We start from the raw sequence: 24,746 nt of genomic DNA, 5'->3' as shown, positions 1-24,746 counted from the left end.
CCTCGCGCCCGCGGCCGCGGCCCCAGGGGGCCGGCCGCCAGCGCGAAGCTTCGAGTTTACGAGTGTTCGACGGCTTTGCCGTTACGGACAAACGGCAGCTTGCAGACCAGGGCGGGCACCCACTTGCCGCGGATGTCGACTTCGACCGTATCGCCGGCGGCCACGCCTTGCGGCAGGCGGGCAAAACCGATCGACACGCCAAGCGTCGGCGACATGGTGCCGCTGGTGAGCTCGCCCATGCCGTGCTTGGTGCGCACCGCCATGTGGGCGCGCATCACGCCGCGCTCCTGCAGCTTCAGGCCGACAAAGGCGGCCGGGGTGGCGAATTGTTCCAGCGCGTCGCGGCCGATGAAGCGGCGCTCGGGGTTCTTCAGCGACACCGTCCAGGTCAGCGCGGCTTCGCCCGGCTGGGTCAGTTCGTCCATGTCCTGGCCGTACAGGTTCATGCCCGCTTCCAGGCGCAGCGTGTCGCGCGCGCCCAGGCCGGCCGGACGCACGCCCTGGGCCGCCAGGTCGCGCCACAACTGCACTGCCTCGGCGGCGGGCAACACGATTTCGAAGCCGTCTTCGCCGGTGTAGCCGGTGCGCGCCACCAGGATGTCGTCGCCGACGCGGGCGGCCACGAACGGGGTCAGCGGCTCGCTGGCCGCCTGCCAGGCCGGACGCGCGGCCCAGACCTTGGCGCGGGCATTGGGGCCCTGCACGGCGATCATGGCCAGGTCGCGGCGCGGCGTGATGGTGACGTCGAACTTGCCGGCCTGCTTGACGCGCTGCATCCAGGCCATGTCCTTGTCGGCGGTGCCGGCATTGACCACCACGCGCCATTGGTCGGCGGCGAAGAAATACACGATCAGGTCGTCGATAACGCCGCCCTGCGGGTTCAGCATGCAGGTGTAGAGCGCCTTGCCGGGCACGGTCAGCTTGGCCACGTCATTGGCCACCAGCCGCTGCAGGAAGGCGTAGGCATCGGGGCCGACGATGTCGGCGTTGAGCATGTGCGAGACGTCGAACATGCCGGCATCCTGGCGCACCGCGTGGTGCTCTTCCAGTTGCGAGCCGTAGGCCAGGGGCATATCCCAGCCGCCGAAATCGACCATGCGGGCGCCGGCGGCGATGTGTTCGTCGGCCAGCGGGGTGCGTTTGAGGGGTGCGGACATGCGCGGGTACTCCGGAGCGGCTGCGGGGCCAGGGTTACGGAATGCCGCCAGGGGACAGATGCCCGCCCAACGGCTGAATTTTCCGCCCCTCTGTCCTTTTGCCTGAGAGTTGCCCCGCGTGGCGGGTTTGCACCTTCGGCGCCTGGTCTGCGCGCGATGCCCTGATGGGTTGCGGCGCCAGGTCTCTCCAGAGTGCTGCTTTGCCGCGTCCACGCGGTGAAAACCGGGACAGGGCAAACATGCGCGGTATGGGATACCTGAGCGATTCCGGGCGAATTGCGCCTTCGGCGGCGACCGGGTGAACGGCCGCTCTCTCCCGCAACATGCGTGACAGCGCCGAAAGCATACCGCGAAACGCCGCCGCGTTGTTGATCGGCGGCCACCGGACGGCCGCCGCCCGCCATGGGCTTCAGCCCAACGCCGTATCCAGCAGCATCATCAGCACGAAGCCCAGCATCAGGCCGCAGGTGGCGTAGACCTCGTGCCCCTTGCGGTGCGATTCGGGAATGATCTCGTGGCTGATCACGAACAGCATGGCGCCGGCGGCAAAGCCCAGCCCCCACGGCAACAAGGCGGCCGACCAGCCCACCACCGCCGCGCCCAGCACCGCGCCGACCGGTTCGACCAGCCCGGACAGCATGCCCAGCGCCACCGCGAACGCGCGCTTGTAGCCGGCCGCGATCAGCGCCACCGCCACCACCAGCCCTTCGGGAATATCCTGGATCGCGATGCCGGTGGCCAGCGCGGTGCCGCGCAGCGGATCGTTGCCGGCGTAACCGACGCCAATGGCCAACCCCTCGGGCAGGTTGTGCAGCGTAATGGCGAAGACGAACAGCCAGGTGCGGCGCAGGCGGTGCGCTTCGATGCCCTCGCGGCCCTTGATGAAGTGTTCGTGCGGCAGCAGCCGGTCCATCAGCAGCAGCGCCGCCGCGCCCAACAGGATGGCGGCGCCCACCGTCAGGCCCGCGCCCCACGGGCCGGCGCCCTGCGATTCGGCCGCCGCGATGCCCGGCGCCACCAGCGAGAAGGCGCTGGCCGCCAGCATCACGCCGGCGCCGAAGCCGAACATGCCGTCCTGCACTTTCTGTGGAATGGTGCGCGCGAACAGGATCGGCAGCGTACCCGCCGCGGTGGCGCCAGCGGCCACCATGCCGCCCAGCAGCGCGTCGGCCACGTGCGGCGCGTGCCCGTTGAAGTAGACCCACATCTGATACAGGCCCAGGCAGGCGACCAGCACCGCCAGCGTCCAGACACTGACGCTGGTGGCCGCGGGCCGGATGCGATGACGGCTGAAGGTATTCATGGACCGCTGCCTCCGCGCAATGCCGGCTCAGCCCACGGCGGCGGCGTAGCGGCGCGCCACCTCGGGCCAATCGATCACATTGTAGAAGGCGCCGATGTATTCCGGCCGACGGTTCTGGTACTTCAGGTAGTAAGCGTGTTCCCACACGTCCAGCCCCAGGATCGGCGTATTGCCCTGCATCAGCGGGCTGTCCTGGTTGGCGCTGCTCTCGACCGCCAGCTTGCCGCCCGGCGTCACGCTCAGCCAGGCCCAGCCGCTGCCGAAGCGCGTCAGCGCGGCCTGGGTGAAGGCGTTGCGGAAGGCGGCCAGGCCGCCCAGTTCGGTGTCGATGGCGCGGGCCAGCGCGCCGTCCGGCTCGCCACCGCCGCGCGGCGACATCACCGACCAGAACAGGCTGTGGTTGGCGTGGCCGCCCCCGTTATTGCGTACCGCGCCGCGGATGGCCTCGGGCAGTTGGTCGATGCGCGCCACCAGCGCGTCGACCGGCTCGTCGGCGGCGATGCCGGCGCCCTCCAGCGCGGCATTCAGGTTGTTGACGTAGGCCTGGTGATGCTTGCCGTGGTGGATCTCCATCGTCAGCGCGTCGATATGCGGTTCGAGGGCATCGCAGGCGTAAGGCAGGGGCGGCAAGGTATAGGCCAAGGCGGTCTCCGTCGGGCGACGCGGCCGGGGCTGGCGCACGTCTGAATTTTAGAAATACAAATGATAGGTATTTTTATTTAATACCACAACGGCCATGTTGCAATGCCTGTCATGCAGACAGGCTAAGGCGCGGACATCGCATCCGCACGCAGCATGAACCGTGCCCGGGAAAGGCGTCTGGAAAGCCTAGAGCGCCTTGCCGCAGGCCACGCCGCTGGCCCAGGCCCATTGGAAGTTGTAGCCCCCCAGCCAGCCGGTCACGTCCACCGTCTCGCCGATGAAGTACAGGCCGGGGGTGGTGCGGGCCTGCATCGACTTCTGGTCCAGGCCACGGGTGTCGACCCCGCCGCGCATGACCTCGGCCTTCTTGTAGCCGGCGGTGCCGCTGGGCACCAGGCTCCACTGGTGGATGTCCTGCGCCAGGGCGCGCAGGGTTTTGTCCGGCGCGTCGGCCAGGCGCAGCGCCGCCAGGCCCGGCTTGCCGCCCTGCTCGGCCAGTTGCAGCCAGCGGTCGGCCAGGCGCTTGGGCCACAGGCCGGCCAGCACCGTATGCAGTTGCTGCCGGTTGCCGGACTTGGCCGCCAGCAGTTCGGCGGCCAGGTCTCGCCCGGGCGCCAGGTCGATGACGATGGGCTCGCCCGGCTTCCAGTAACTCGAAATCTGCAGAATCGCCGGACCCGACAGCCCACGATGGGTGAACAGCAGGTCTTCCAGGAACTCGCCGCGCGCCTTGCCCTGGCCGGTCGCCAGGTTGACTTCCAGCGCCACGCCGGACAGTTCCGACAGCGGCTGCCACTGCGCCGGGTCGAAGGTCAGCGGCACCAGCGCCGGCCGCGGTTCGACCACCTTCAGCCCGAACTGGCGTGCCAGTTTCAGGCCGAAGTCGGTCGCGCCCAACTGTGGAATCGCCATGCCGCCCGTGGCCACCACCAGCCTGGCGGCGCGGATCGCGCCCTGGTTGGTGCGCAGCTCGAAGCCGGCATCGCCGTGGGCCACCTCGGCCACCTGGCAGCCCATGCGCCACTGCACCCCGCCGGCATCGCATTCGGCGCGCAGCATCTCGATGATGGACTCGCTGGAATCGTCGCAGAACAACTGGCCGCGATGCTTCTCGTGCCAGGCGATGCGGTGGCGCTTGAGCAGCGCCAGGAAATCCTGCGGCGTATAGCCCGCCAGCGCCGAGCGGCAGAAATGCGGGTTGTCGGACAGGAAGTTGGCGGGGCCGGCGCCGAGGTTGGTGAAGTTGCAGCGGCCGCCGCCGGAGATGCGGATCTTCTCGGCCAGGCGCTCGGCGTGGTCCACCAGCACCACCCGCAGGCCGCGCTGCCCGGCGACCGCGGCACACATCATGCCAGCGGCGCCGGCGCCGAGAACGGCGACATCGAACATCAAGACTCCAGGCCCGCTCAGTCTTCGATCAGGCAATCGACGTAGTAACGCTTCTCGCCGTCCGGGCCCACTTCGTCGGCCAGGCCGTGGATGTAGGTTTCGAAGCCGGGGAAGCGTTCGTTGAACTCACGCGCGAATTGCAGGTACTGGACGATGGTGCGGTTGAAGCGTTCGCCCGGGATCAGCAGCGGGATGCCCGGGGGATACGGCGTCAGCAGCACGCCGGTGACGCGGCCTTCGAGCTGGTCGATGTCGACCCGCTCGACCTCGCGGTGGGCCATGCGGGCGAAGGCGTCGGACGGCTTGAGCGCCGGCACCATGTCGCTCAGGTACATCTCCGTGGTCAGGCGGGCCACGTCGCGCTCGCGATAGGCCTCGTGGATCTGCTGGCACAGATCGCGCAGGCCCATGCGCTCGTAGCGCCGATGGCCGCGGCAGAAGTCCGGCAGGATGCGCCACAGCGGCTGATTGCGGTCGTAGTCGTCCTTGAACTGCTGCAGCGCGGTCAGCAGCGTGTTCCAGCGGCCCTTGGTGATGCCGATGGTGAACAGAATGAAGAACGAATACAGGCCGGTCTTCTCGACCACCACGCCGTGCTCGGTCAGGTACTTGGAGACCAGCGCGGCCGGAATGCCGGTTTCGCCGAAGCTGCCCGACATGTCCAGCCCCGGCGTGATGACGGTGGCCTTGATCGGGTCCAGCATGTTGAAGCCTTCGGCCAGGTCGCCGAAGCCGTGCCAGTGGTCGTTGGACTCCAGGATCCACTCGTCGCGGTTGCCGATGCCTTCGGACACCAGGCGGTTCGGGCCCCAGACCTTGAACCACCAGTCGTTCTTGCCGAACTCGGACTCCACCTTGCGCATGGCGCGGCGGAAATCCATGGCTTCGCGGATGCTTTCCTCGACCAGCGCGGTGCCGCCCGGGGGCTCCATCATGGCCGCGGCCACGTCGCACGACGCGATGATCGCGTACTGCGGCGAGGTCGACGTGTGCATCAGGTAGGCTTCGTTGAAGACGTTGCGGTCCAGCTTGCGGGTCTCGGATTCCTGCACGATGATCTGCGAGGCCTGCGAGATGCCGGCCAGCAGCTTGTGCGTGGAGTGGGTGGCGAACACCATCGCGTCCTGGCTGCGCGGGCGGTCCTGGCCGATCGCGTGCATGTCGTGATAGAACTCGTGGAACGACGCGTGCGGCAGCCAGGCTTCGTCGAAGTGCAGCGTGTCGACGTAGCTGCCCAGCTCCTTCTTGATCATCTCGACGTTGTAGATCACGCCGTCGTAGGTGCTCTGCGTCAGCGTCAGGATGCGCGGGTTCTTGTTCACCGCCTCGCGCGCGAACGGGTTGGCCTCGATCTTCTTGCGGATGTTGTCCGGGTGGAACTCTTCCAGCGGGATCGGGCCGATGATGCCCAGGTGGTTGCGCGTCGGGCGCAGGAACACCGGGATCGCGCCCGTCATGGTGATGGCGTGCAGGATCGACTTGTGGCAATTGCGGTCCACCACCACCACGTCGCCGGCGGCGACGTTGGCGTGCCACACCACCTTGTTCGAGGTCGAGGTGCCGTTGGTCACGAAGAAGCAGTGGTCGGCGTGGAAGATGCGCGCCGCGTTCAGCTCGGACTCGGCCACCGGGCCGGTATGGTCCAGCAGTTGGCCCAGTTCGTCGACGGCGTTGCAGACGTCGGCGCGCAGCATGTTCTCACCGAAGAACTGGTGGAACATCTGGCCCACCGGGCTCTTCAGGAACGCCACGCCCCCCGAATGGCCGGGGCAGTGCCAGGAATACGAACCATCCTGCGCGTACTTGACCAGTTCACGGAAGAACGGCGGCGGCAGGCTGTCCACATAGCTGCGGGCTTCGCGGATGATGTGGCGCGCCACGAATTCGGGGGTGTCCTCGAACATGTGGATGAAGCCGTGCAGTTCGCGCAGGATGTCGTTCGGAATGTGCTCCGAGGTGCGCGTCTCGCCGTACAGGTAGATCGGGATGTCGGCGTTGCGGAACCGCAATTCGCCGATGAAGGTGCGCAGGTTCTTGATCGCGCTGGCCACGTCCTCGGGCGAGTCCACGTCGAACTCTTCGTCGTCGATCGACAGGATGAAGGCGCTGGCACGGCTCTGCTGCTGGGCGAACGAACTCAGGTCGCCGTAACTGGTCACCCCGATCACCTCGACGCCCTCGGCCTCGATCGCCGAAGACAAAGCACGGATACCCAGACCGGACGCGTTCTCGGAACGATAGTCCTCGTCGATGATGAAGATGGGGAAGCGGAATTTCATGCAGGCGCTCCTGGGGGCAAGGCGAATCGGACCGGGTTGGCGGACGCGAGTGTACTTCTAGTGAAAAACCGTCTGATGACAGGCGGGCGCGAGGTTCCCGCCGGCGGCGGGAATGGCGGAATTGTAGGGCGGTTTTCCCCCGGGGCCGGCCAACCTCGAAAAGAACCGTCCACGCCCCCCCGGCGCGGGGGTTTTCCCGGCGGCGGCGGCCACGCCGGGCGCCGGGGCCGCGATGGCGGCAGACTGGGCGCGCGGGAGGATGGCCAGGCCTAGCGCAGGGTAACGTCGCCCCCCGCCGCCAGCGCCGCCAGGAAGCGCTCGAAGTACGGCGGGATGGCTTCGGCGGCGCCATAGCGGATGCGCCGTTCGACCTTGGCAATGGCCCCAAGGCAGACCTCGGCCTGCGGCGCACCGCATACCAGCACCACCGGGTCCTCGTCGTCGCAGACTTCGTACAGCCCGCCATGGGCCCGCCGCACCACCTCGTAGAGATAGGCGGCGGCGCCGACGGTCTGCATGGGGGTGAGGGACAACTTGCCCAGATGCGCGGCGTCGAGCACGTCATCAAGGGCATGGACGCTCGACACGGAATAGTCGAGCCCGGCGCCGGCCTGACCGGCGGCCTGGACGAAATCCTGCGCGGCATGGGCCACGCGCGCCACGAACTCTTCCTGGACCTCGTCGCGCTTGGCGTCCTGGTTTATCTTGAGGAAACCGAACATCATTGGCTCCTGTGTGAAAACCGCAAGCGGCGTTGACCCCATTATAGGCAGCCTGCCCGCCTATACTGGCCGCGCGCGGCCTCGACCGTTCCCAATTCCCAACACTCGCTCCGCTCCATGAATCCCGCTCCGCTCGTCAGACGCCTTACCGCCGAGGATGCCCCCGCCCTGCGCCAGTTGCGCCTGGATGCGCTGCGCGAAACCCCCGAAGCGTTCGGATCGAGTTACGAAGAGGAACACACGCTGACACTGGCGGACATCCGCGCCTGGATCGTCCCCGTGGACGACAGCGCCATGTTCGGCGTATTCGTCGGCCAGGCATTGGCCGGCATCATCGGGGTGGCCCGGCAGCGCAAGCTGAAGATGCGCCACAAGGCGCATGTCTGGAGCGTATACGTGGCGCCGGCCTGGCGTGGCCAAGGCCTGGCGCGGCTGTTGCTGCAGGCGGCGATCGACCACGCCGCCGCCATGCCCGGCGTGCGCACGGTGCTCCTGAGCGTCACCGCCAACAACACCGCCGCGTGCCGGCTGTACGCCAGCCTCGGCTTCGAACAGTATGGTCACGAACAGGAAGCCCTGTGCGTCAACGGCACGCTTTACGATGAACTGCTGATGGCGCTGCCCTTGCCCGGCCGCTGAACTGCCGCGCCGCTCAGGCCGTGCCCGCGCGCCGCCTTGCGCCGTAGGCGCACACCTGATTGCGGCCGCCGTCCTTGGCCTTGTAGAGCGCCTGGTCGGCCGCCTTGATGACCGCGTCCGGCGCGCGCAAGGCCTCGCCGCGCTCGGCCACGCCGATGCTCACCGTCACGCGCAGCGGCCGCGCATTGCGGCCGGCGCGCACGCCGCGCCGGCGCAAGCCGAGCTGGTCGGCCTTGGGGCGCGCCGGCTTGTCGCGCAGGCGCATCTGGTAGGCCTCGATGGCGCGCCGCACCGTTTCCAGGTGCGGCATCGCCTCGACCGCGGTCTTGCCCGGGAACACCAGCGTGAATTCCTCGCCGCCGTAGCGATAGGCGTAGCCGCCGCCCGGCACGCGGCGCAGTTGCGCCGCCACCATGCGCAGCACCTGGTCGCCGACGTCGTGCCCATGGGTGTCGTTGAATACTTTGAAATGATCCACGTCGGCCATGGCCAACGTATAGACGCGGCCCATGCGCTGCAGGCGCTCGTTGAGCGCGCGCCGCCCCGGCAGGCCGGTGAGTTCGTCGCGGAAGGCCATGTGATAGCCCTCGTGCGCCAGCGAAATGGACAGCGAGGTCAGCGCGGCGGCGGCCATCATGGCCAGTTCGATGCCATGCTCGGCGCCGCGCGGCAGCGCCCAGGCCATGCAGACGAAACCCAGCCATTGGCCGGCCTGCTGCGGGCGGCCATAGCGCAACAACAGCAGGGTCAGCGTCAAGCCGGTCAGCAGCAACGCCGCCAGCGCCTCGAACGGCACCCCCAGCCGCGCCAGCACGCCCTGCACCGCCAGCTCGCCGAACAGCTGCGACACACCTTCCTTGCCGGCCAGCGCAATGGCGGCCACGCCCGCCGCCATCAGGCCTAAGCGGGCCGCCAGGTCGCGCAGCATGCCCGCGCGTTCCGGCCACAGCGCGTTGATGCTATAGGCCAACGACCACCATACCAGCGCCGGCCCCAGCGCCCAGGGCGCCTGGCGGGCCAGCGTTGGCCACACGGCCACGGCGGCCAGCACCGCCAGCATCAGCGCCAGGGTCTGCGAGCGCTGGTACATCAGGCAAATGGCCGCCCCCACCAGCGCCATGACCCAGGGCACGAACGGCATGATCAGGGTCAGCGCCGGCGGCCACTGGCGCCACAGCAACAGCCCGACCGCCGCCATCACTGGCAGCGCAGGGTAGAACAACAGGGGCAGCCAGGGGATATGGGGGTAACGCACGGATAGGGCCTTGCTCACGCTTGCTGAAATGACGTCGCCAAATCGGCAAACACATATGTCATTTTACGGTCGCCCCCGCAGGTTCTTTAGCGCATTGCCCGCAGTTCCCGGCCGCGCGCGGCGTGCTATGTTTTGCGCTCCGTCCCCGAGGAAAAGAAACCATGCGCATTCTGGTCAACATCGACGTGCCCGACCTCGAGGCGGCCATCGATTTCTATACCCGCGCCTTCGGCCTGGCGCTGCAGCGCCGGCTGGGCGCGACCGGCGCCGAAATGCTGGGCGCCCCGGCGCCCATCTACCTGCTGCAAAAGGCCGCCGGCACACCGGCCGCGGGCGCCGCGCGCCAGCCGCGCGACTACGCGCGCCACTGGACCCCGGTACACCTGGACGTGGTGGTCGATGACGTCGATGACGCGGTGGCGCGGGCGGTGGCCGCGGGCGCGCGGCTGGAAGATCCGGCGGTTTCGCATGATTGGGGCCGCATCGCCCACCTGAGCGACCCGTTCGGTCATGGCATCTGCATCATGCAGTTCCTGGGCCGCGGCTACGATGCGCTGGCGGCGGACACGCTGCGCGATGCGCCCGTGACCGAAGCCGATTTCGAAGCCCTGCTGGCGATCCGCATCGAAGCCATGCGCGACAGCCTGGAACGCCTGGGCCGGTTCGACCCGGAGCGGGCCCGGGCACGGCTGCGCGCCACGTTCAGCCCCGGCCACACCTGGTTCATCGAGCGCGACGGCGCGCGCGTCGGCTTCTACGCCCTGCGCCCCGACGGCGACGCCCTGCGGCTGGATCATCTGTATGTGTTGCCCGCGGCGCAAGGCCTGGGCGTGGGCAGCCGGGTGCTGGGCCGCCTGCTGCGGGATGCAGACCACCGCGGCCTGCCGGTGCGCGTGGGCGCGCTGCGCGGCAGCGACTCGAACCGCTTCTATCGCCGCCACGGCTTCGAGCCGGTGGCGCAAGGCGAATGGGACATCGACTACCTGCGCCAGGCGCCCGGGCGCCAAACCGCCTCCTGAGGCGGCAGCGGGCCCGGCGGGCGCCGCGGCCCCCGGCGCGGTATCAAGTGCGCGGCAGCGTCACGCCGCGCTGGCCCTGGTACTTGCCGCCGCGGTCGGCGTACGAGGTCTCGCAGACCTCGTCGCTTTCCAGGAACAGCATCTGGGCGCAGCCCTCGCCGGCGTAGATCTTGGCCGGCAGCGGCGTGGTGTTCGAAAATTCCAGCGTGACGTGGCCTTCCCATTCGGGTTCCAGCGGCGTCACGTTGACGATGATGCCGCAGCGGGCATAGGTGCTCTTGCCCAGGCAGATGGTCAGCACGCTGCGCGGGATACGGAAATATTCCACCGTGCGGGCCAGCGCGAACGAGTTGGGCGGGATGATGCAGACATCGCCCTTGAAATCCACGAACGAACCTTCGTCGAAGTTCTTGGGATCGACGATAGTGGAATTGATGTTGGTGAAGATCTTGAATTCGTCGGCGCAACGCACGTCGTAGCCGTAGCTGCTGGTGCCGTAGCTGACGATGCGCCCGCCATTGGCCGTGCGGACCTGACCCGCTTCGAAGGGTTCGATCATGCCGACTTCAGCCTGGCGGCGGATCCAGCGGTCGCTTTTGATGCTCATGATGGCAAAGGTGCTTGGGGAATGGAATGGACGTCATTTTATCCCGAGCGCCGCCCCGCCCCCAGCGGGGGCGGAACGGCGGCGGGCTTCAATCGCCAAAGAACGTGCGATACACCAGGGCGATGCCATTGACCGAGCCGCCCTTCAGGTCCAGCGACAGGCCGCGCGCCAGGCGGTAGCTGGCCCGGCCCACGGTATCGCTGCCGGCCAGCGCCTGTTCGACGCTGAGCGTGATGCCGTTGGCGAACGCCTTGCTGGCCACCAGGAACTGCGTCGCCAGTTGGCTGTCGCTGTCGCGGTTGACGTCCCCGGCCACGGTGCGGTCGGGCAGGATGCTGCCCGAACTGCCCAGGTTGCCGGTGCGCACGCTGAGGTCGTCCAGCCCGAACTGCTTGTAGAACGGCTCGCCGCCACCCAACAGGGCCGTGCCCACCGACAGCAGCAGGGCGGCGTCGCTGCCGCTTTCGTCGGGGCCGCGCCCCAGCAGCAGCCACGACAGTTTCTCGACATCGCTGACGTCCGGGTACGACACCAGGTCGATGCGCGGGCGCTGCGCCGTGCCCCCTACCTTGACGCCGGCCTCGACCTGCTCGCCGGTGCGCAGCGCCTCGATATCCAACAACGGATTGTCCAGCCGGCCCTGGAAGGTCAGCGTGCCGCGCCGCAGCCGCAGCTTCTGGCCGTAGGCCTCGATGCCGCCGCCGCGGGTGCGCAGCGCGCCCACGCCGGTCAGGCGGCCGTCGTTGAGCTGGATCTGGATCGAACCGAGCAGGCCGGCGTCCAGCCCCATGCCGGTGATGTAGAAGCGCGGCCCCATGTCGAACTTCAGATTCATGCTGGTCTGCAACGGCGTCGAAACGGCGCCGGGGTTGTCGCCCGCGCGCCGCACCTTGACGTCATCGTCCAGCGACGGCACGCCTTGCAGAATCTCCAGGCTGAACCAGCCGGCGTCCGCCTTCAGGTCGCCGACGATGTCGATGCGCGGCATCGCGGCGTTCAGGTCGATGGTGCCGGACACCATGGCATAGCGGTCGGAGCGCTGCAGCGCCGGGAAGCGGTACAGCGTCAGGCGCACGCTGCCGCCGCCGTCGATCAGGTTCCACTGGCCCTTGGCTTCGGCGTAGCCGCCCTTGGCGCCGGGATCGCTGGTGATCCACTCCTTGGTGCGCCATTCGGCCGGCATGACTCGCAGCGAGGCCGGAAAGCGCAGGCTGTCCAGCACCAGCTTGTCACCGTCCAGGCGCGCCGACAGCGTGCCATCGATCAGGCGCACGCCGTCGTCGATGCGCACCACCCGCAGCTTGTCGCCCCGGATCGCGCCGCTGGCGCGCCATGTGCCGTTGAGGGTGCCCTGCGCCTCCAGGTTGGCCTTGACCTGGCCCCCAATTTCCATGGAATCGCCGACGAACAAGCCGACCCAGGCCAGATCGGCGATATCCGCGTCCAGCCTGGCGCGGATCGGCTGGCGCGGGTCCAGCGCCATGCCCCCCTGGGCATCGGCCACCAGCAGCGCGCTGCCGCTGCCGGCGATTTTGCCCATCTTGTCCGTGGCCAGGTCCAGCCGGGCATCCAGGCGGCTGGCGTTGGCCGACGTGGGCGTGGCGCTCAGGTCCAGCACCAGCGACTTCACGCCCAGCGGCACCGGCGGGTCGCCCGGAATCAGCAGATCGCCATCGCGGCGCGCGATGCGGGCACGGCCGGCCAGGCGGCCGTCGAATTTCAGATCCCAGGAGGCGTCCAGCGCGATACGCCGCTGGCTCTCGGCTACGGCGGCGTTGACACGCTTGGGACCCTTCTTCATCCGCGCCGCCGCCTCCGGATCAACCGCGGCGATCACCTGGCGCGCCATGGCGGCGGTGATGACCAGGTTGTCGGCCCACCCGGCGGTTTCCCAGCGCCGGGCGCCGCCACGCGAGCCCTGATGGGCAATGACCAGCTTTTCCTTGCCCGGCAAGGCCACGCCCAGCACCGTCTGGCCGACCTGCCACTGCCACTGCGGCGCCCGCGCCGCCGGCAGGAACGACAGCGTCACCGGCCGCTCGACCGAGACCGTGAAGCCGGCACTGCCGGCCGTCAGCCGCGAGACCGTGCCACGCCAGCCGGCCAGGGAGGCATCGGCCGCGTCCGCCGGCCCCTTGCCCCAGCCGCCGGCGAAAGCGATGCCGACCTGGGCCGGCGACTCGCCCAGCACGCCGGGGCGTGGCCGGGCCGGGCGATAGCCGGCGGTGAATTCGCCCTTGTGGGCGCCGATGGCGCCGGTGAGCTTGCCCTTGAGCTCGGCGCCTCCCGGGATACCGGGCCAGAATGCGTCCAGCCGCGGCGCCTGCGCGTCCAGCGTCAGCGCGCCGTCGGTGCCGCCCACTTCGCCCTGCGCGCGAACCCGGTTCGGACCCAGCTTCAGGTCCAGGTCCAGGCCATGGATGCGCAAGCCCGCCAGCAGGTCGGCCGCCGCCGCGCCAGCGCCGGCAGGGCCGCCGGGCGCCGGCCTGACGCCCGTCTCAGGCGGGACCGCAGCGGCGGCGGGCGCGTCGATATCCAGCTCGGCTTTGGCCGTGCCCGCCAGCGTCTGCCTGTTCCAGCGCGCGCCCTCCTCGAAACGCAGGTCGATCGCGGCCTGGCGCAACTGACTCAGGTTCTCGAACTCGGCGCTCAACTGTGCGGTGGCGCTGACCACCGCCGGCGGGACCGCGGCGCCGAGCCAGGCGGACAGATCCAGCCGGCGCGCCTGGAGACTGCCGGCGATGCGGTCGCGGCCCGGCCGGCCATCCACGGCCTGCAGGTCCAGGCGCGCCGCCAGGGTCGAATTGTCCGGCAGCCGTGCATCGGCCCGCGCGCTGCGCAGCACCAGCGGCGTGCGCGGCGCCAGCTCGGCCGCCACGTTCAGGGCCAGGCCGGCGCCGGTGCCATCGAGCTTGGCCTGGATACCCTCCAGCGAGCCGGCCGCGTCCGCGCGCAGCAGCACCTGGCAGGCGGGGGCCGGCGGACCGACGAAGCCGTTCGCGGCCGGGTTCCTGGAGGCCACCGGCGGCGAGCCCGCCGACGCGGCCGGCGCCTGATTGCCGGCCGTCACGGGCGCCGGCGCCTTGGCATCCTGGGCCCGCGGCTTTGCTGGCGGCGCGAACTTGCCGCTGAGTTGGTCGGCCTGGCATAGCGGCGAATCCGGCCCCGCCCCGCGCGCCGTCACGTCAAGCCGCGCCGCGAATGGCCAGGGATCGGCCAGGCCCGACAACTCGGCCTGCCCGCTCACCTGCGCCTGGCCGACCTCGTGGCCCACGCGCAGGTGAGCGATACGCAGTTGCGCGCCGTGGCTGCCGGCGGCGAATGTGGCGCTCAGGTCGCCCAGCTCGACCGGCAACGGCTGGCCGTCCCGCAGCAGGTGAAACTCGCCCAGCGCCAGACGGTCCACGGCGATGTCCACCGGCAGCGACGGCAGGGTGAAGGGCTCGTCGCCACCCGTGTCGGCGGGCGCCTCCTGGCTGGGGGCCAGCGCGACCTCGACCTTGCCCGCCGCGATCTCGCGCACGTGCAGCAAGCGGTTGCCCAGCGCGCGCCAATGCACGCGCAGGCGCAGGTCGCTGATGCCGATGCGGGTACCGTCCACATTCAGGTCGAGCCGGCCGACGTTCAGGCCGCGCAGGATCGAACCGCGCACCGCCAGCGCCTGACCATCGAGCTGCTGCGCCGCGGTGGTCAGCAGCAGGCGCGTCCCGGTCTGCGAGGCCAGCAGCCAGAAGATGAAGCTGCACGCCAGCACCGCCAGCATCGCCAGCCCCGGCAGCCACCACACCAGCAGGCGCCGCAGGAATCGACGCAGCGCCGTCAAAACGCGATCCCCAGCGAAAAGTGCAGGCGCAGGTCGCGCTCGCGCTGGCCATAGGCCACGTCCAGGAACAGCGGGCCAGCCGGCGTGCGCACCCGCGCGCCCACGCCGTAACCCAGCGCCAGCGACATGTCGCCAAAGGATTGGGCCGCATCCCCCGCGTCGAGGAACACCCCCATGCCCCAGCGCTCATTGAAATAGTGATCGTATTCAACGCTGCCGACCACCAGCGCCGGCGCCCCCACGGTGGCGTTGTCACGCTTGAGGCCGATGCTCTGGTACTTGTAGCCACGGATCGAGCGCGCGCCGCCGGTGCGGAAACCGAAATCGTCCGGCACCTGCACATTGCCGTTGGCCCAGACGCGGCCAACCTCGCCGCGCACGGTCAGCACGTCCAGCTTGCCGATCGGCCACCACTTCTGCGCGCGGAAACGGGCGCGGGTGTACGGCTCGCCGGTATCCAGCGTCACCCCCACGCCGCCGCCCAGGGCGATCAGGTTGCCCTCGCGCGGGTCGTACTTGTTGTCGACATCGCGCCGCAGCCATTCGCCGGTGGCGGTCAGCGTGGGCAGCGTGTATTCATCGCCGCCGTCGATCTTGACGTGGTCCTGCGCCAGCAGCAGGCCCCAGCGGGTTTCGTAGGTGACGCGGCTGTCGCCGGCGCCCTTGCGCTCCTGGCTGCGGGTGGCGCCCAGGGCGTAGCGGGTCACGTCCAACCCCTGGATATCGGAATGCTGCGCCAGCACCCCGATGGAGTCCTTGTAGCCGCGCTCGGTCGGCGGCAGCAGGAAATCGGTGTAGACGCGTTGCTGCAGGCGGTCGACGCTGAAACCGGATTCCATGGTCACCGGCTGGCCGAACACCACGTTCTGGCGATAGAGCGATTCCAGCCGCACGCCGGCCTCGTCGTCGACGCCAAGCGAAACCGACAGGCGCTTGGGCGGCGCCTCGACCACGCGCACCTGCAGCGGCAGGGTCACCTCGCCGTCGGAATCGTACTTGGCTGGCGGCGGCGGCAAGGCGCCGGACACGGCAGGATCTCCGGCGGGCGTGGATTCGGCCACGTCGGCCGCGCCGGGCGCGCGGGCCCGGTCGCTGGCGGGTTCGACGGGCTGCTGGGCGCTGCCCGGCTGGCGCACCGACACGAAGGCGCCCCGGAAAAACGCGGTCGATTGCAGGTCCTGCTGCCATTCGTCGAGGCGGTTCTGGTCGTAGACCGCCCCCGGCGAGTAACGCACATAACGGGTGATGAGCTTGGGCGGCACCCGCTCCAGCCCTTCGGTGCTGAGTTCGCCCATGCGTACCAGCGGCCCGCTGTCGATGGTGACGCGCAAGGCCGCCGAGGCCGCGTCGGCCTGCACGTCGGCCTCGGAGGCGGTCATGCGCGCCAGCATGAAATCACGCACCGAGACTTCGTCCAGCAATGAAGACTTGGCCCTGTTCCAGTCGGCGTTGATGAAAGGCTGGCCAGGCTTGAGCAGCCAGTCGTCGCGCAGTTTCTGCACCCGCTGCGCGTATTCCGGCCGCGTGATGCGGCCGGTGAACGTCAGGTCGACCGACGACACCGTGGTGCGCTTGCCGGGCACGATGCCGATGTCCCAGGTTTCACCGCCGATGTCGGTGCCGGCCTCGAGCGTGACGGTGGGCGAGAAATAGCCCTGGGTGGCCAGCGCCGCCAGCGTGGCGTCACGCGCGCGGCGCCGCAGGCGATTGATTTCGCCGCCGTCCTGGTCTTCCGCCAGGCGCGCAATGGCGTCCACCGCCTCGGTGATCGCCTGCAACGCGGCGGGCGGCACGCCGCCCGGGTCCACGATGATCTCCGGGCGCTTGGCCATCGCCTCGCCCGCCACTACGCAAAGTCCAGCCAAGAAGGCCCGGGCCGCCCACTGCATGCGTCAAGACGGCTGCTGCACGACGATGGACGGGAACTTCCCGGCCATGTCACGGGGCAGCGCCGCGACGCCCGCCGCCAGTTTGCGCGCGATGGCGCGGTACAACCCGGCCGCTTCGCTGCCTGGGTCCGCCACCACGGTCGGCGTGCCGGCATCGGTCTGCTCGCGGATCGCCAGCGTCAGCGGCAGGCTGCCCAGCCAGGGCGTGCCGTACTGCGCGGCCATACGCTGGCCGCCGCCCTCGCCGAAGATGTGCTCGGCGTGGCCGCACTGCGAGCAGATGTGGATGGCCATGTTCTCGACCACCCCCAGGATCGGCACCTCGACCTTCTGGAACATGCGCAGGCCCTTGCGCGCATCCAGCAGCGCCACGTCCTGCGGCGTGGTGACGATGACGGCGCCCACTACCGGCACTTTCTGCGCCAGCGTCAGCGCCACGTCGCCGGTGCCCGGCGGCATGTCGACGATCAGGTAATCGAGATCGCGCCAGTTGGTCTGGCGCAGCAGTTGTTCGAGCGCCTGGGTGACCATGGGGCCGCGCCAGATGGCGGGCGCGTCCGCGTCGATCAGGAAGCCGATGGAGTTGGCCTGCAGGCCGTGGCCGGTCAGCGGCTCCATGCTTTTGTTGTCCAGGCTCTCGGGACGGCCCGAAATGCCCAGCATGGTCGGCACGCTGGGGCCATAGATGTCGGCGTCCAGCAAACCGACCCGGGCGCCCTCGGCGGCCAGCGCCAGCGCCAGGTTCACGGCCGTGGTGCTCTTGCCCACGCCGCCCTTGCCGGAAGCGACCGCAATAATGTTGCGTACATTGGGCAGCGGCTTGAGGCCTTTTTGCACCGCGTGCGCGGCCACTTTCCAGGAAATGTCCACGTCGGCGCCGGGCGCGCCGGCGGCGGCCAGCGCCGCCACCGCGATGGCGCGCACCTGATCGCGCGCGGCGTCGGCCGGATAACCCAGTTCCAGCGCCACGCCAACGCGGCCGCCGTCGATTCGAATGTCACGATCTTTTACAGAAACACCCAGGTCCAGGCCGGTATTCGGGTCTTGCGCGCCGCGCAGCGCGGCGCGGATGTGTTCTATCGTTATACTCATGTCACTATGGTTCCGTAGGCAGCGCGGCGTCTGCGGGCCGCCATCCCCTAAAGGATAGCGGATACACGGGAACCTTTCGCTGCGTTTTGCATCCGACCTTCATGACCAATACTCTTATCCGCTTCTTCCGAGCCGTCCTATTTGCCGCCCTGGCCTTGATCGGCATGGCGATGGCGCTGGTCTTCATGTTGTCCACGGCGATCGCCGTGGCGATCCTGTACGTGGTCGCCAAGGTGCGCGGCAAGCCTTTCGGCGTGCGCGCCTACTGGAGCCAGCGCCAGGGCGCCCGTCCCAGCCCGTTCCAGCCCGCCAGCGCCCCGTTCGCCACGCAGCCGCGCGGCGACGTGATCGACGTCGAGGCCCGCGAAGTCCGCTAAGCGCGGCCGCACCGGCTGCGGCCGCCTCGCCGCCGCCTCACGCGCCAGCGGCCGGTCTCCCGGCTCACCGCGATACAACCCGCCAGACGCGCCGCGCGCGACCGGCGGGTTGCTTCGTTTTGGGGGGCCGCCCCCCTCTGCGCCGGGCGTCTCCCCGCCGTTGCCCTAAAATGGCCGGCCAACCCATTTTTCCCCTCAACCTCGACCGACAACCATGTCTCGCACTCTCTTTGTCACCACTGCGCTGCCCTACGCCAACGGATCCTTCCACATCGGCCACATCATGGAGTACATCCAGGCCGACATCTGGGTTCGTTCGATGCGAATGGCGGGCCACACGGTGCACTTCGTGGGTGCCGACGACGCGCACGGCGCGCCGATCATGCTCAAGGCCGAGAAAGAAGGCATCACGCCACAGGCGCTGGTGGCGCGCTACGCCGCCGAGCGTCCGCAATACTTGAACGGTTTCCACATCCGTTTCGACCACTGGCACACCACCGATTCGCCCGAGAACGTCGCGCTGTCGCAGGACATCTACCGCGCGCTCAAGGCGCAGGACCTGATCGAAACCCGCTCCATCGAGCAGTTCTACGATCCGGTCAAGGGCATGTTCCTGGCCGACCGCTACATCAAGGGCGAATGCCCCAAGTGCCATGCCAAGGACCAGTACGGCGACTCCTGCGAGGTCTGCGGCGCGGTCTACGCCCCGACCGACCTGATCAACCCCTACTCGGCCCTGACCGGCGCCACGCCGGTGCTGAAGTCGTCGGATCACTTCTTCTTCAAGCTGTCGGACCCGCGCTGCGTCGAATTCCTGCAGCAATGGACCACCGGCAGCAACGCCAGCGGCGGCAAGCACCTGCAGCCCGAAATGCTGGCCAAGACGCGTGAATGGCTGGGCGCCGAGGACGGCGAAGCCAAGCTCGGCGACTGGGACATCTCGCGCGACGCGCCGTATTTCGGCATCGAGATCCCGGACGCGCCGGGTAAGTACTTCTATGTCTGGCTGGACGCGCCGGTCGGTTACCTGGCTTCGCTCAAGTCGTACTGCGCGGTCAAGGGCCTGGATTTCGACGCCCTGCTCGATCCGGCCGGCAGCACCGAGCAGGTGCACTTCATCGGCAAGGACATCGTCTATTTCCACGCGCTGTTCTGGCCCGCGATGCTGAAGTTCGCCGGCCGCAAGACGCCGGACGCGGTCAACGTGCACGGCTTCATCACCGTCAGCGGTGAAAAGATGTCCAAGAGCCGCGGCACCGGCATCTCGCCGCTGCGCTATCTGGAACTCGGCATGAATGCCGAATGGATGCGCTACTACATCGCCGCCAAGCTCAACGCCCGGGTCGAGGACGTGGACTTCAACCCGGAAGACTTCATCGCCCGCGTCAACAGCGATCTGGTCGGCAAGTACGTCAACATCGCCAGCCGCGCCGCCAGCTTCATCACCAAGCACTTCGACGGCGCCCTGGCCTATGCGGGCGACACCGCCGCGCTGTCGGCCGAGTATGCCGCGCAGGCCGAGTCGATTCGCGCCGCCTTCGAGGCGCGCGAATACAACCGCGCCATCCGCGAGATCATGGCCTACGCCGACCGCATCAACCAGGCCTTCGACACGGCCCAGCCGTGGGTGCTGGCCAAGGGCATCGCCAGCGCCGACGCCGCGCAGAAGGCCGCGCTGCAGGACATCTGCTCGCGCTCGCTGGCCGGCTTCAAGGCCCTGTCGGTGATGCTGGCGCCGGTGCTGCCGGCCCTGGCCGAGCGCGTCGCCCGCGAGCTGTTCGGCGCCGACGCCGACTTCACCTGGGCCGATGCCGCGGTGCTGCCGCAGCGCGTGGCGCCGTTCAAGCACCTGATGCAGCGCGTCGAGCCGCAGATGCTGGAAGACCTGTTCGAGCCGCCCGCCGCCCCCGCCGTGATCCCCGGCGGCGAACCGCTGGCCGAAACCATCTCGATCGACGACTTCGCCCGCGTCGACCTGCGCATCGCGCAGATCGTCAACTGCGAACACGTCGAAGGCTCGACCAAGCTGCTGCGCCTGACGCTGGACGTGGGCGAAGGCCGCCACCGCAACGTCTTCTCCGGCATCAAGTCGGCCTACAAGCCGGAAGACCTGATCGGCAAGCTGACCGTCATGGTCGCCAACCTGGCCCCGCGCAAGATGAAGTTCGGCGTCTCGGAAGGCATGGTGCTGGCCGCCAGCCATGCTGACGAGGCCGTCGACGCCGGCATCTACGTGCTGGAGCCGTTCCCCGGCGCCAAGCCCGGCATGCGCGTGCGCTGATCGTCCGATCCGCGCACCCGCCCAATGAAATGAGCCCGCCGATCGGCGGGCTCATTTTTTTGTCGTGACGGTCGCGCCGCGCCGGGCGCTCGGCAGCGAATGGCGCAATCAGTCGCGGCGATCTCAGTCCTTGCTCGGCGCCAGCGCCGGATCGAGCGAAATGCGTTCGTCGAACACGAAACACTTGCCGTCGAACCCTGGGCCACCGGTTTCCTCGAAATACTTGAGAATGCCGCCGTCGAGCTGGTAGACGTTCTCGATGCCGGCCTCGTTCATGTAGATGGCCGCCTTCTCGCAACGGATGCCGCCGGTGCAGAAGCTGACCACGGTCTTGCCCGCCAGCTCGGCGCGGTGCGCCTGCACCGCCGCCGGGAACTGCGTGAAGCGGTCGATGCGCCAGTCGATGGCATCGCGGAAGGTGCCCTCGTCGACCTCGAAGGCATTACGCGTGTCCAGCATGACCACGGGGCGCCCGCTGTCGTCGGCCCCCTGCTGCAGCCAGCGCGCCAGCGTCCTGGCGTCCACGCCCGGCGCACGGCCGGCCTCGGGCCGGATCGCCGGGTGATCCATGCGGATGATCTCGCGCTTGATCTTGACCAGCAGCTTGCGAAACGGCACCTGCGCGCTGTGGCTGAACTTGACTTCGAGATCGGCAAACCGGGCGTCGCCGCGCAGGCCCCGCAGGAAGGTGTCGATGCCGTCCGCCGTGCCCGCCAGGAACAGGTTGATGCCCTCCCCGGCCAGCAGGATGGTGCCCTTCAGGCCGGCCGCGCCGGCCTCGGCCAGCAGCCGCGCGCGCAGCTCGGGCAACGCGTCCAGCGAAACGAATTTGTAGGCGGCGATATTGACGACGGAAGACATGGCAAAGCAAGGCGGAAAGCGGCGAAGGCCGTAATAGTAATCGCTGCCCCGCGCGGCCCGCTTGTCGCGGGTCAAGCGCGGGCCTGCAGCGCACCGGCTCAGCGCCGCACGATTTCCTGTTCCACCACCGCGTCCAGCACCCAGCGCAAGCCCGAGGCGTCGGCCGGCGGATTCGGGTCCCTGACCTCGACCACGCGCAGGCGATAGCGGATGCCGGGCTGGAAATCGAAGCCGGTGATGTCGCCGTACCAGAGCTGCCACGGCTGCGTCGGGGTGTCCCGCACCTGATAGCACATGGCGCGGCCGGCGCCGGCGTTGCAGGGCACGCGTTCGGCGTTGACGTAGACCAGCTTGGTCGCGCCCACCTGACCGCCGGCGACCGGATCGAGGCGGCGGCCGAAATCCAGCGTGTCGCCGTTGCTCAGCGCCCAGGTCATGCGCTGCGGATTGCTGGTGTTGTCGAACGAGGTGGCGGTGATGCGCGTCAGCGCAGCCAGGAATTCCTGTTCGAGCCGCATGTTCACGGGCGCGCAGGCCTTCATGGTCGCCACCGGGCCGGAGGGGATGATCAATTGGCCGTTGGCCACCGTGTAGGGCGCGCTGTAGGTGTTGCAGCCGGCAAAGCCGGTGGCCCGCGTGGCGCCCTGGTCATGGATGAAGCCGATGGTCAACGGCACCGAATGCGACGACGGATGCGGGATCTCGCGCAGCGCGCCGCCCGGGCGGGTCCAGCGTGCCAGCTCCCAGTTGGTCTGCGCCAGCACGTCGGAGGCGGCGGCCGGCTGGAAGCGCGGGTCGCGCCCGTCCGCGCCGCGCGGCGGCGCCGCGCAGGCCGCCAGCACCAGGCCCAGCGCGCAAGGCGCGATCCAGCGCCAGGAAGAGGACAAGAACATCGATATCTCCCGTGGAAAACCAGGGCGCCCCGGCACGCTTGCCGCACGGCGCGGTAGCGTCCATTGTAGGCGCGGCGCCGGTTTCACGGCGTCGGCGGATCCTGGCGGCGCTCGAATTCCAGGACGTCGCCACCGCGCAGATTGAAGCTCAAATGGCGCGGCGCGCCGCCGCTGTCCAGCGTAAACGAGTCGATCGCGCCCAGGCCGCGCAGATAGTCGTTCTCGAGCGCGGCGCGGGCCGCCGGCACGCACGCCATGCGGGTGGCGGCGTGCGCCTCGATCGACAGCTTGCCGCCCTGGAGCTGGTAGCTGCCCATGTAGCGGTTGCAACCCGAGAAACCTTCGGTCCGGTACTGCCTGCCTTGCGCCAGGAATGTCAGGCGGATCGGTTCGCCATTGTCGCCGTGCGGAATCTCGCGCAGGGCGCCGCCAGGCTGCGTCCAGCGCACCAGCTCCCAGCTGGTCTGGGCCAGCGAATCGGCGCTGCTGGCCGCGTTGGCGGCAGCGGCGCCCTGGGGACGCGCGCCTGCGGTCGATCCGGCGCAGCCCGCCAGCGCCATGGCCAGCGCGCAGACACCGGCCAGGCGATATCGCGAAGACAGGAAAGTAGACATGGACAGCCCTCCAGAAAAGACACTCCCTCGACTGTAACCGCCCTGGGCAGGCCCCGTCCCGCGCCTCATCCCGACAGCCGAATCCCAAAGCAGCACATCGCGCCGGGCGCGCTAAACCGCGCGCCGGAGGGGTTGCATCGAATGCCGCATGGCGGCGGGCCGCCCGGGCGCGCAGAATCGATTGACGCTTCGCGCCTGGCCGGCAACAGCCTCGGGCGACGACAACAATTTCCGGAGACACGGCGATGGGCATGCTGAGAACCTTGCTGGCGCTGTCTGTCGTACTGGACCACCTGGGCGGCGCCGCCACCGACCGGCTGGTGGGCGGACGCCTGGCGGTGCAGCTTTTCTACGTGATCTCGGGTTTCCTGATTTCCTACGTGCTTACCGCCACCGACCACTACCAGGGCGCGCCGGGCCGGTTCTACGCCAACCGCGCGCTGCGTCTGTATCCCGTCTACCTGGTGGTGGCCGCGTTGACGCTGTTGGCGTACGCCGGCGCCGGCGAGTCGCCGTTCTGGCGCATCTATGACGGCCTGCCGCTGACCGCAACCGTGTACCTGGCGCTGTCGAACCTGCTGATCCTGGGACAGGACTGGCTGATGTTCTTCGGCATCGAACACGGCGCGCTGGCCTTTACCGGCAGTTTCGCGCACAGCGACGTGCCGCTGTACCAGGGCCTGCTGGTGCCGCAGGCCTGGACGCTGGGCGTGGAATTGAGCTTCTACCTGATCGCGCCCTTCGTGCTGCATTCGCCACGACGCCTGCTGCTCCTGCTTCTGGCCTCATTGGCATTGCGCGTGGCGCTGGTGGCCAGCGGCATCGGCAGGAGCGACCCCTGGACCTATCGCTTCTTTCCGACCGAACTGGCGCTGTTCCTGGCCGGCTCGCTGTCGCACCAGGTGCTGCTGCCGCGCTGGCAGGCGTGGAGCGCGCGCCTGAGGCGCCTGCCCGAACTCGGCACCGCGCTGCTGCTGCTGTACGCGCTGGCGCATTTTTCCATCGCCTTGCCGCCGACGGTGCGCGACGGGCTGGCGGTGCTGTTGTTCGCCGCGCTGATGCCGCTGGCTTTCCTGTTCCAGGCGCGCTATCGCCTGGACAAGGCGATTGGTGAGCTGAGCTATCCGATCTATATCTGCCACGCGCTGGTCATCGTGTTCTTTGGCTGGCTGCTCGATGGTACGCAGTTGCGCCAGCCGATGATGTTCATGACGCTGGTGGTGGCAGGCAGCATCGGCTTCGCGGCGCTGCTGAACGTGCTGGTCGCCGAACCGGTGGAGCGGTTGCGGCGGCGCCTGCGCGGCGCCTCGCCGGCCGGCCAGCCGACGGCCGGGCCGCGCCCCTCGGCCGCAGGCTTGCCCCGCGCCCCGCTAGCGGCCGATGCGACGCCCGCGGCCGGGGCACGCGCGCGGCCGCGCGCCTCGGGCGGCACCGCGCCGATACGGCACGCGCCGTCGACTATTCGCCGCGTGCCTTGATATAGGCCGCCAGCACCTGCTCAATCTGGCGCTTTTCCTGCTGGCTCAAGCGCGCGTAGGTGGCGTACGACACGGTTTCAAACGGCCAGGGCGGCGGCTCCGGATGCTCTCCGGCGCGGGTGACGGCTTCGGCGTAACCGGGATTGAGCATCGGCCCCTCGCCGGTGCTCAGCCACATGGGATTGACCCGCAATGCGCGGGTCAACTTGATCAGGGCCTCGCTGGAGGGCTGCAGGCGCTGGCCGCTTTCGTAGTTGCCAATGGCGCTCTGCGACAGGTTGCTTGCGACTGCCAAGTCCTTCTGTGTCCATCCCTGAAGCATTCTTGCATTGCGCAGACGATGGCTAAACGTGTCCAATCGATCAACCTGAGACATTAATATGAATTTATTTATTTGATTAAAACATCTCAATACTGCCGCCAAAT

At 68.8% G+C, this 24,746-nt stretch carries 20 protein-coding genes and 2 riboswitches; of the genes, 5 read left to right on the top strand and 15 right to left on the bottom strand.

Going from position 1 to position 24,746, the window contains the following annotated elements:
- Nucleotides 1-56 precede the first annotated feature (56 nt).
- From gcvT to K2W61_RS11740, 6 genes are all read right to left on the bottom strand, one after another.
- Nucleotides 57-1,157: a glycine cleavage system aminomethyltransferase GcvT gene (gcvT, locus tag K2W61_RS11765; RefSeq protein WP_175134006.1), complete on the bottom strand. Its 1,101-nt coding sequence runs from the start codon at nucleotides 1,155-1,157 to the stop codon at nucleotides 57-59.
- Nucleotides 1,158-1,237: 80 nt separating this feature from the next.
- A riboswitch (glycine riboswitch) is annotated at nucleotides 1,238-1,358 on the bottom strand.
- A 33-nt stretch (nucleotides 1,359-1,391) separates the two neighbouring features.
- A riboswitch (glycine riboswitch) is annotated at nucleotides 1,392-1,486 on the bottom strand.
- An 80-nt stretch (nucleotides 1,487-1,566) separates the two neighbouring features.
- Nucleotides 1,567-2,460, bottom strand: a complete 894-nt coding sequence (locus tag K2W61_RS11760) for a ZIP family metal transporter (RefSeq protein ID WP_175134005.1) — start codon at nucleotides 2,458-2,460, stop codon at nucleotides 1,567-1,569.
- A 27-nt stretch (nucleotides 2,461-2,487) separates the two neighbouring features.
- Nucleotides 2,488-3,102, bottom strand: a complete 615-nt coding sequence (locus K2W61_RS11755; RefSeq protein ID WP_236755676.1) for a superoxide dismutase — start codon at nucleotides 3,100-3,102, stop codon at nucleotides 2,488-2,490.
- Between the two features lie 186 nt (nucleotides 3,103-3,288).
- A complete protein-coding gene (locus K2W61_RS11750) occupies nucleotides 3,289-4,491 on the bottom strand; it encodes a BaiN/RdsA family NAD(P)/FAD-dependent oxidoreductase (RefSeq protein ID WP_236755675.1) in 1,203 nt (400 codons plus the stop codon).
- Nucleotides 4,492-4,508: 17 nt separating this feature from the next.
- Nucleotides 4,509-6,770: an arginine/lysine/ornithine decarboxylase gene (locus tag K2W61_RS11745; RefSeq protein WP_175134002.1), complete on the bottom strand. Its 2,262-nt coding sequence runs from the start codon at nucleotides 6,768-6,770 to the stop codon at nucleotides 4,509-4,511.
- A 269-nt stretch (nucleotides 6,771-7,039) separates the two neighbouring features.
- Nucleotides 7,040-7,492: a hypothetical protein gene (locus tag K2W61_RS11740; RefSeq protein WP_175134064.1), complete on the bottom strand. Its 453-nt coding sequence runs from the start codon at nucleotides 7,490-7,492 to the stop codon at nucleotides 7,040-7,042.
- A 117-nt stretch (nucleotides 7,493-7,609) separates the two neighbouring features.
- Here K2W61_RS11740 and K2W61_RS11735 point away from each other — a divergent pair, with 117 nt between their 5' ends.
- Entirely contained in the window at nucleotides 7,610-8,131 is a 522-nt protein-coding gene (locus K2W61_RS11735; protein WP_175134001.1) for a GNAT family N-acetyltransferase, read from the top strand.
- 13 nt (nucleotides 8,132-8,144) lie between these two features.
- On the opposite strand, the gene K2W61_RS11730 is transcribed toward K2W61_RS11735, so the two are convergent.
- Complete coding sequence (locus tag K2W61_RS11730) at nucleotides 8,145-9,386, bottom strand: diguanylate cyclase (RefSeq protein WP_236755674.1); 1,242 nt, start codon at nucleotides 9,384-9,386, stop codon at nucleotides 8,145-8,147.
- Nucleotides 9,387-9,547: 161 nt separating this feature from the next.
- On the opposite strand from K2W61_RS11730, the gene K2W61_RS11725 reads away from it, so the two are divergent.
- Nucleotides 9,548-10,405 carry a GNAT family N-acetyltransferase gene (locus K2W61_RS11725; RefSeq protein WP_236755673.1) on the top strand — a complete coding sequence of 286 codons (858 nt, stop codon included), beginning with the start codon at nucleotides 9,548-9,550 and terminating at the stop codon, nucleotides 10,403-10,405.
- A 43-nt stretch (nucleotides 10,406-10,448) separates the two neighbouring features.
- Here K2W61_RS11725 and dcd read toward each other — a convergent pair whose 3' ends face one another.
- The 4 genes from dcd to apbC form a co-directional block, all read right to left on the bottom strand.
- Complete coding sequence (gene dcd, locus K2W61_RS11720) at nucleotides 10,449-11,012, bottom strand: dCTP deaminase (RefSeq protein ID WP_175133998.1); 564 nt, start codon at nucleotides 11,010-11,012, stop codon at nucleotides 10,449-10,451.
- Nucleotides 11,013-11,100: 88 nt separating this feature from the next.
- Nucleotides 11,101-14,835 carry a translocation/assembly module TamB domain-containing protein gene (locus K2W61_RS11715; RefSeq protein WP_419761600.1) on the bottom strand — a complete coding sequence of 1,245 codons (3,735 nt, stop codon included), beginning with the start codon at nucleotides 14,833-14,835 and terminating at the stop codon, nucleotides 11,101-11,103.
- Nucleotides 14,832-16,724: an autotransporter assembly complex protein TamA gene (locus K2W61_RS11710; protein ID WP_175133997.1), complete on the bottom strand. Its 1,893-nt coding sequence runs from the start codon at nucleotides 16,722-16,724 to the stop codon at nucleotides 14,832-14,834. Before K2W61_RS11710 ends, K2W61_RS11715 begins: the two co-directional genes overlap by 4 nt.
- Before the next feature lie 3 nt (nucleotides 16,725-16,727).
- On the bottom strand, nucleotides 16,728-17,816 hold the full coding sequence (apbC, locus tag K2W61_RS11705) for an iron-sulfur cluster carrier protein ApbC (RefSeq protein ID WP_175133996.1): 1,089 nt from the start codon (nucleotides 17,814-17,816) through the stop codon (nucleotides 16,728-16,730).
- Between the two features lie 101 nt (nucleotides 17,817-17,917).
- On the opposite strand from apbC, the gene K2W61_RS11700 reads away from it, so the two are divergent.
- Both K2W61_RS11700 and metG read left to right on the top strand, forming a co-directional pair.
- Nucleotides 17,918-18,193 (top strand): hypothetical protein, encoded by a 276-nt coding sequence (locus tag K2W61_RS11700; protein WP_175133995.1) that lies wholly within the window; start codon nucleotides 17,918-17,920, stop codon nucleotides 18,191-18,193.
- A gap of 214 nt (nucleotides 18,194-18,407) precedes the next feature.
- Entirely contained in the window at nucleotides 18,408-20,474 is a 2,067-nt protein-coding gene (gene metG / locus K2W61_RS11695; RefSeq protein ID WP_175133994.1) for a methionine--tRNA ligase, read from the top strand.
- Nucleotides 20,475-20,597: 123 nt separating this feature from the next.
- Here metG and K2W61_RS11690 read toward each other — a convergent pair whose 3' ends face one another.
- The 3 genes from K2W61_RS11690 to K2W61_RS11680 all read right to left on the bottom strand — a co-directional run bounded on the left by K2W61_RS11690 (nucleotide 20,598) and on the right by K2W61_RS11680 (nucleotide 22,842).
- Nucleotides 20,598-21,335 carry a sulfurtransferase gene (locus K2W61_RS11690; protein WP_175133993.1) on the bottom strand — a complete coding sequence of 246 codons (738 nt, stop codon included), beginning with the start codon at nucleotides 21,333-21,335 and terminating at the stop codon, nucleotides 20,598-20,600.
- Between the two features lie 98 nt (nucleotides 21,336-21,433).
- Nucleotides 21,434-22,228 (bottom strand): META and DUF4377 domain-containing protein, encoded by a 795-nt coding sequence (locus tag K2W61_RS11685; RefSeq protein WP_175133992.1) that lies wholly within the window; start codon nucleotides 22,226-22,228, stop codon nucleotides 21,434-21,436.
- A gap of 83 nt (nucleotides 22,229-22,311) precedes the next feature.
- A complete protein-coding gene (locus K2W61_RS11680; protein WP_236755672.1) occupies nucleotides 22,312-22,842 on the bottom strand; it encodes an META domain-containing protein in 531 nt (176 codons plus the stop codon).
- 251 nt (nucleotides 22,843-23,093) lie between these two features.
- On the opposite strand from K2W61_RS11680, the gene K2W61_RS11675 reads away from it, so the two are divergent.
- Complete coding sequence (locus tag K2W61_RS11675) at nucleotides 23,094-24,320, top strand: acyltransferase family protein (protein WP_336885392.1); 1,227 nt, start codon at nucleotides 23,094-23,096, stop codon at nucleotides 24,318-24,320.
- Here the strand turns inward: K2W61_RS11675 and K2W61_RS11670 are convergent.
- Nucleotides 24,301-24,696 (bottom strand): helix-turn-helix domain-containing protein, encoded by a 396-nt coding sequence (locus K2W61_RS11670; protein ID WP_175140366.1) that lies wholly within the window; start codon nucleotides 24,694-24,696, stop codon nucleotides 24,301-24,303. The two genes, K2W61_RS11675 and K2W61_RS11670, sit on opposite strands and share 20 nt — an antisense overlap.
- Nucleotides 24,697-24,746 lie beyond the last annotated feature (50 nt).

This window comes from Achromobacter pulmonis, from assembly GCF_021733725.1.
GTDB lineage: Bacteria > Pseudomonadota > Gammaproteobacteria > Burkholderiales > Burkholderiaceae_B > Achromobacter > Achromobacter pulmonis.
Note: the sequence above shows the minus strand (reverse complement) of the source record. Positions and strands in the feature narration are given on the sequence as shown.

Bases quoted from the DNA above. Each gene is read 5' to 3' on its own strand.
- gcvT (WP_175134006.1), bottom strand. From the start codon at position 1,157: ATGTCCGCACCCCTCAAACGCACCCCGCTGGCCGACGAACACATCGCC.
- K2W61_RS11680 (WP_236755672.1), bottom strand. From the start codon at position 22,842: ATGTCTACTTTCCTGTCTTCGCGATATCGCCTGGCCGGTGTCTGCGCG.
- K2W61_RS11675 (WP_336885392.1), top strand. From the start codon at position 23,094: ATGCTGAGAACCTTGCTGGCGCTGTCTGTCGTACTGGACCACCTGGGC.
- K2W61_RS11685 (WP_175133992.1), bottom strand. From the start codon at position 22,228: ATGTTCTTGTCCTCTTCCTGGCGCTGGATCGCGCCTTGCGCGCTGGGC.
- K2W61_RS11740 (WP_175134064.1), bottom strand. From the start codon at position 7,492: ATGTTCGGTTTCCTCAAGATAAACCAGGACGCCAAGCGCGACGAGGTC.
- K2W61_RS11735 (WP_175134001.1), top strand. From the start codon at position 7,610: ATGAATCCCGCTCCGCTCGTCAGACGCCTTACCGCCGAGGATGCCCCC.
- K2W61_RS11670 (WP_175140366.1), bottom strand. From the start codon at position 24,696: ATGTCTCAGGTTGATCGATTGGACACGTTTAGCCATCGTCTGCGCAAT.
- K2W61_RS11725 (WP_236755673.1), top strand. From the start codon at position 9,548: ATGCGCATTCTGGTCAACATCGACGTGCCCGACCTCGAGGCGGCCATC.
- K2W61_RS11760 (WP_175134005.1), bottom strand. From the start codon at position 2,460: ATGAATACCTTCAGCCGTCATCGCATCCGGCCCGCGGCCACCAGCGTC.
- K2W61_RS11745 (WP_175134002.1), bottom strand. From the start codon at position 6,770: ATGAAATTCCGCTTCCCCATCTTCATCATCGACGAGGACTATCGTTCC.
- apbC (WP_175133996.1), bottom strand. From the start codon at position 17,816: ATGAGTATAACGATAGAACACATCCGCGCCGCGCTGCGCGGCGCGCAA.
- dcd (WP_175133998.1), bottom strand. From the start codon at position 11,012: ATGAGCATCAAAAGCGACCGCTGGATCCGCCGCCAGGCTGAAGTCGGC.
- metG (WP_175133994.1), top strand. From the start codon at position 18,408: ATGTCTCGCACTCTCTTTGTCACCACTGCGCTGCCCTACGCCAACGGA.
- K2W61_RS11710 (WP_175133997.1), bottom strand. From the start codon at position 16,724: ATGCAGTGGGCGGCCCGGGCCTTCTTGGCTGGACTTTGCGTAGTGGCG.
- K2W61_RS11750 (WP_236755675.1), bottom strand. From the start codon at position 4,491: ATGTTCGATGTCGCCGTTCTCGGCGCCGGCGCCGCTGGCATGATGTGT.
- K2W61_RS11700 (WP_175133995.1), top strand. From the start codon at position 17,918: ATGACCAATACTCTTATCCGCTTCTTCCGAGCCGTCCTATTTGCCGCC.
- K2W61_RS11690 (WP_175133993.1), bottom strand. From the start codon at position 21,335: ATGTCTTCCGTCGTCAATATCGCCGCCTACAAATTCGTTTCGCTGGAC.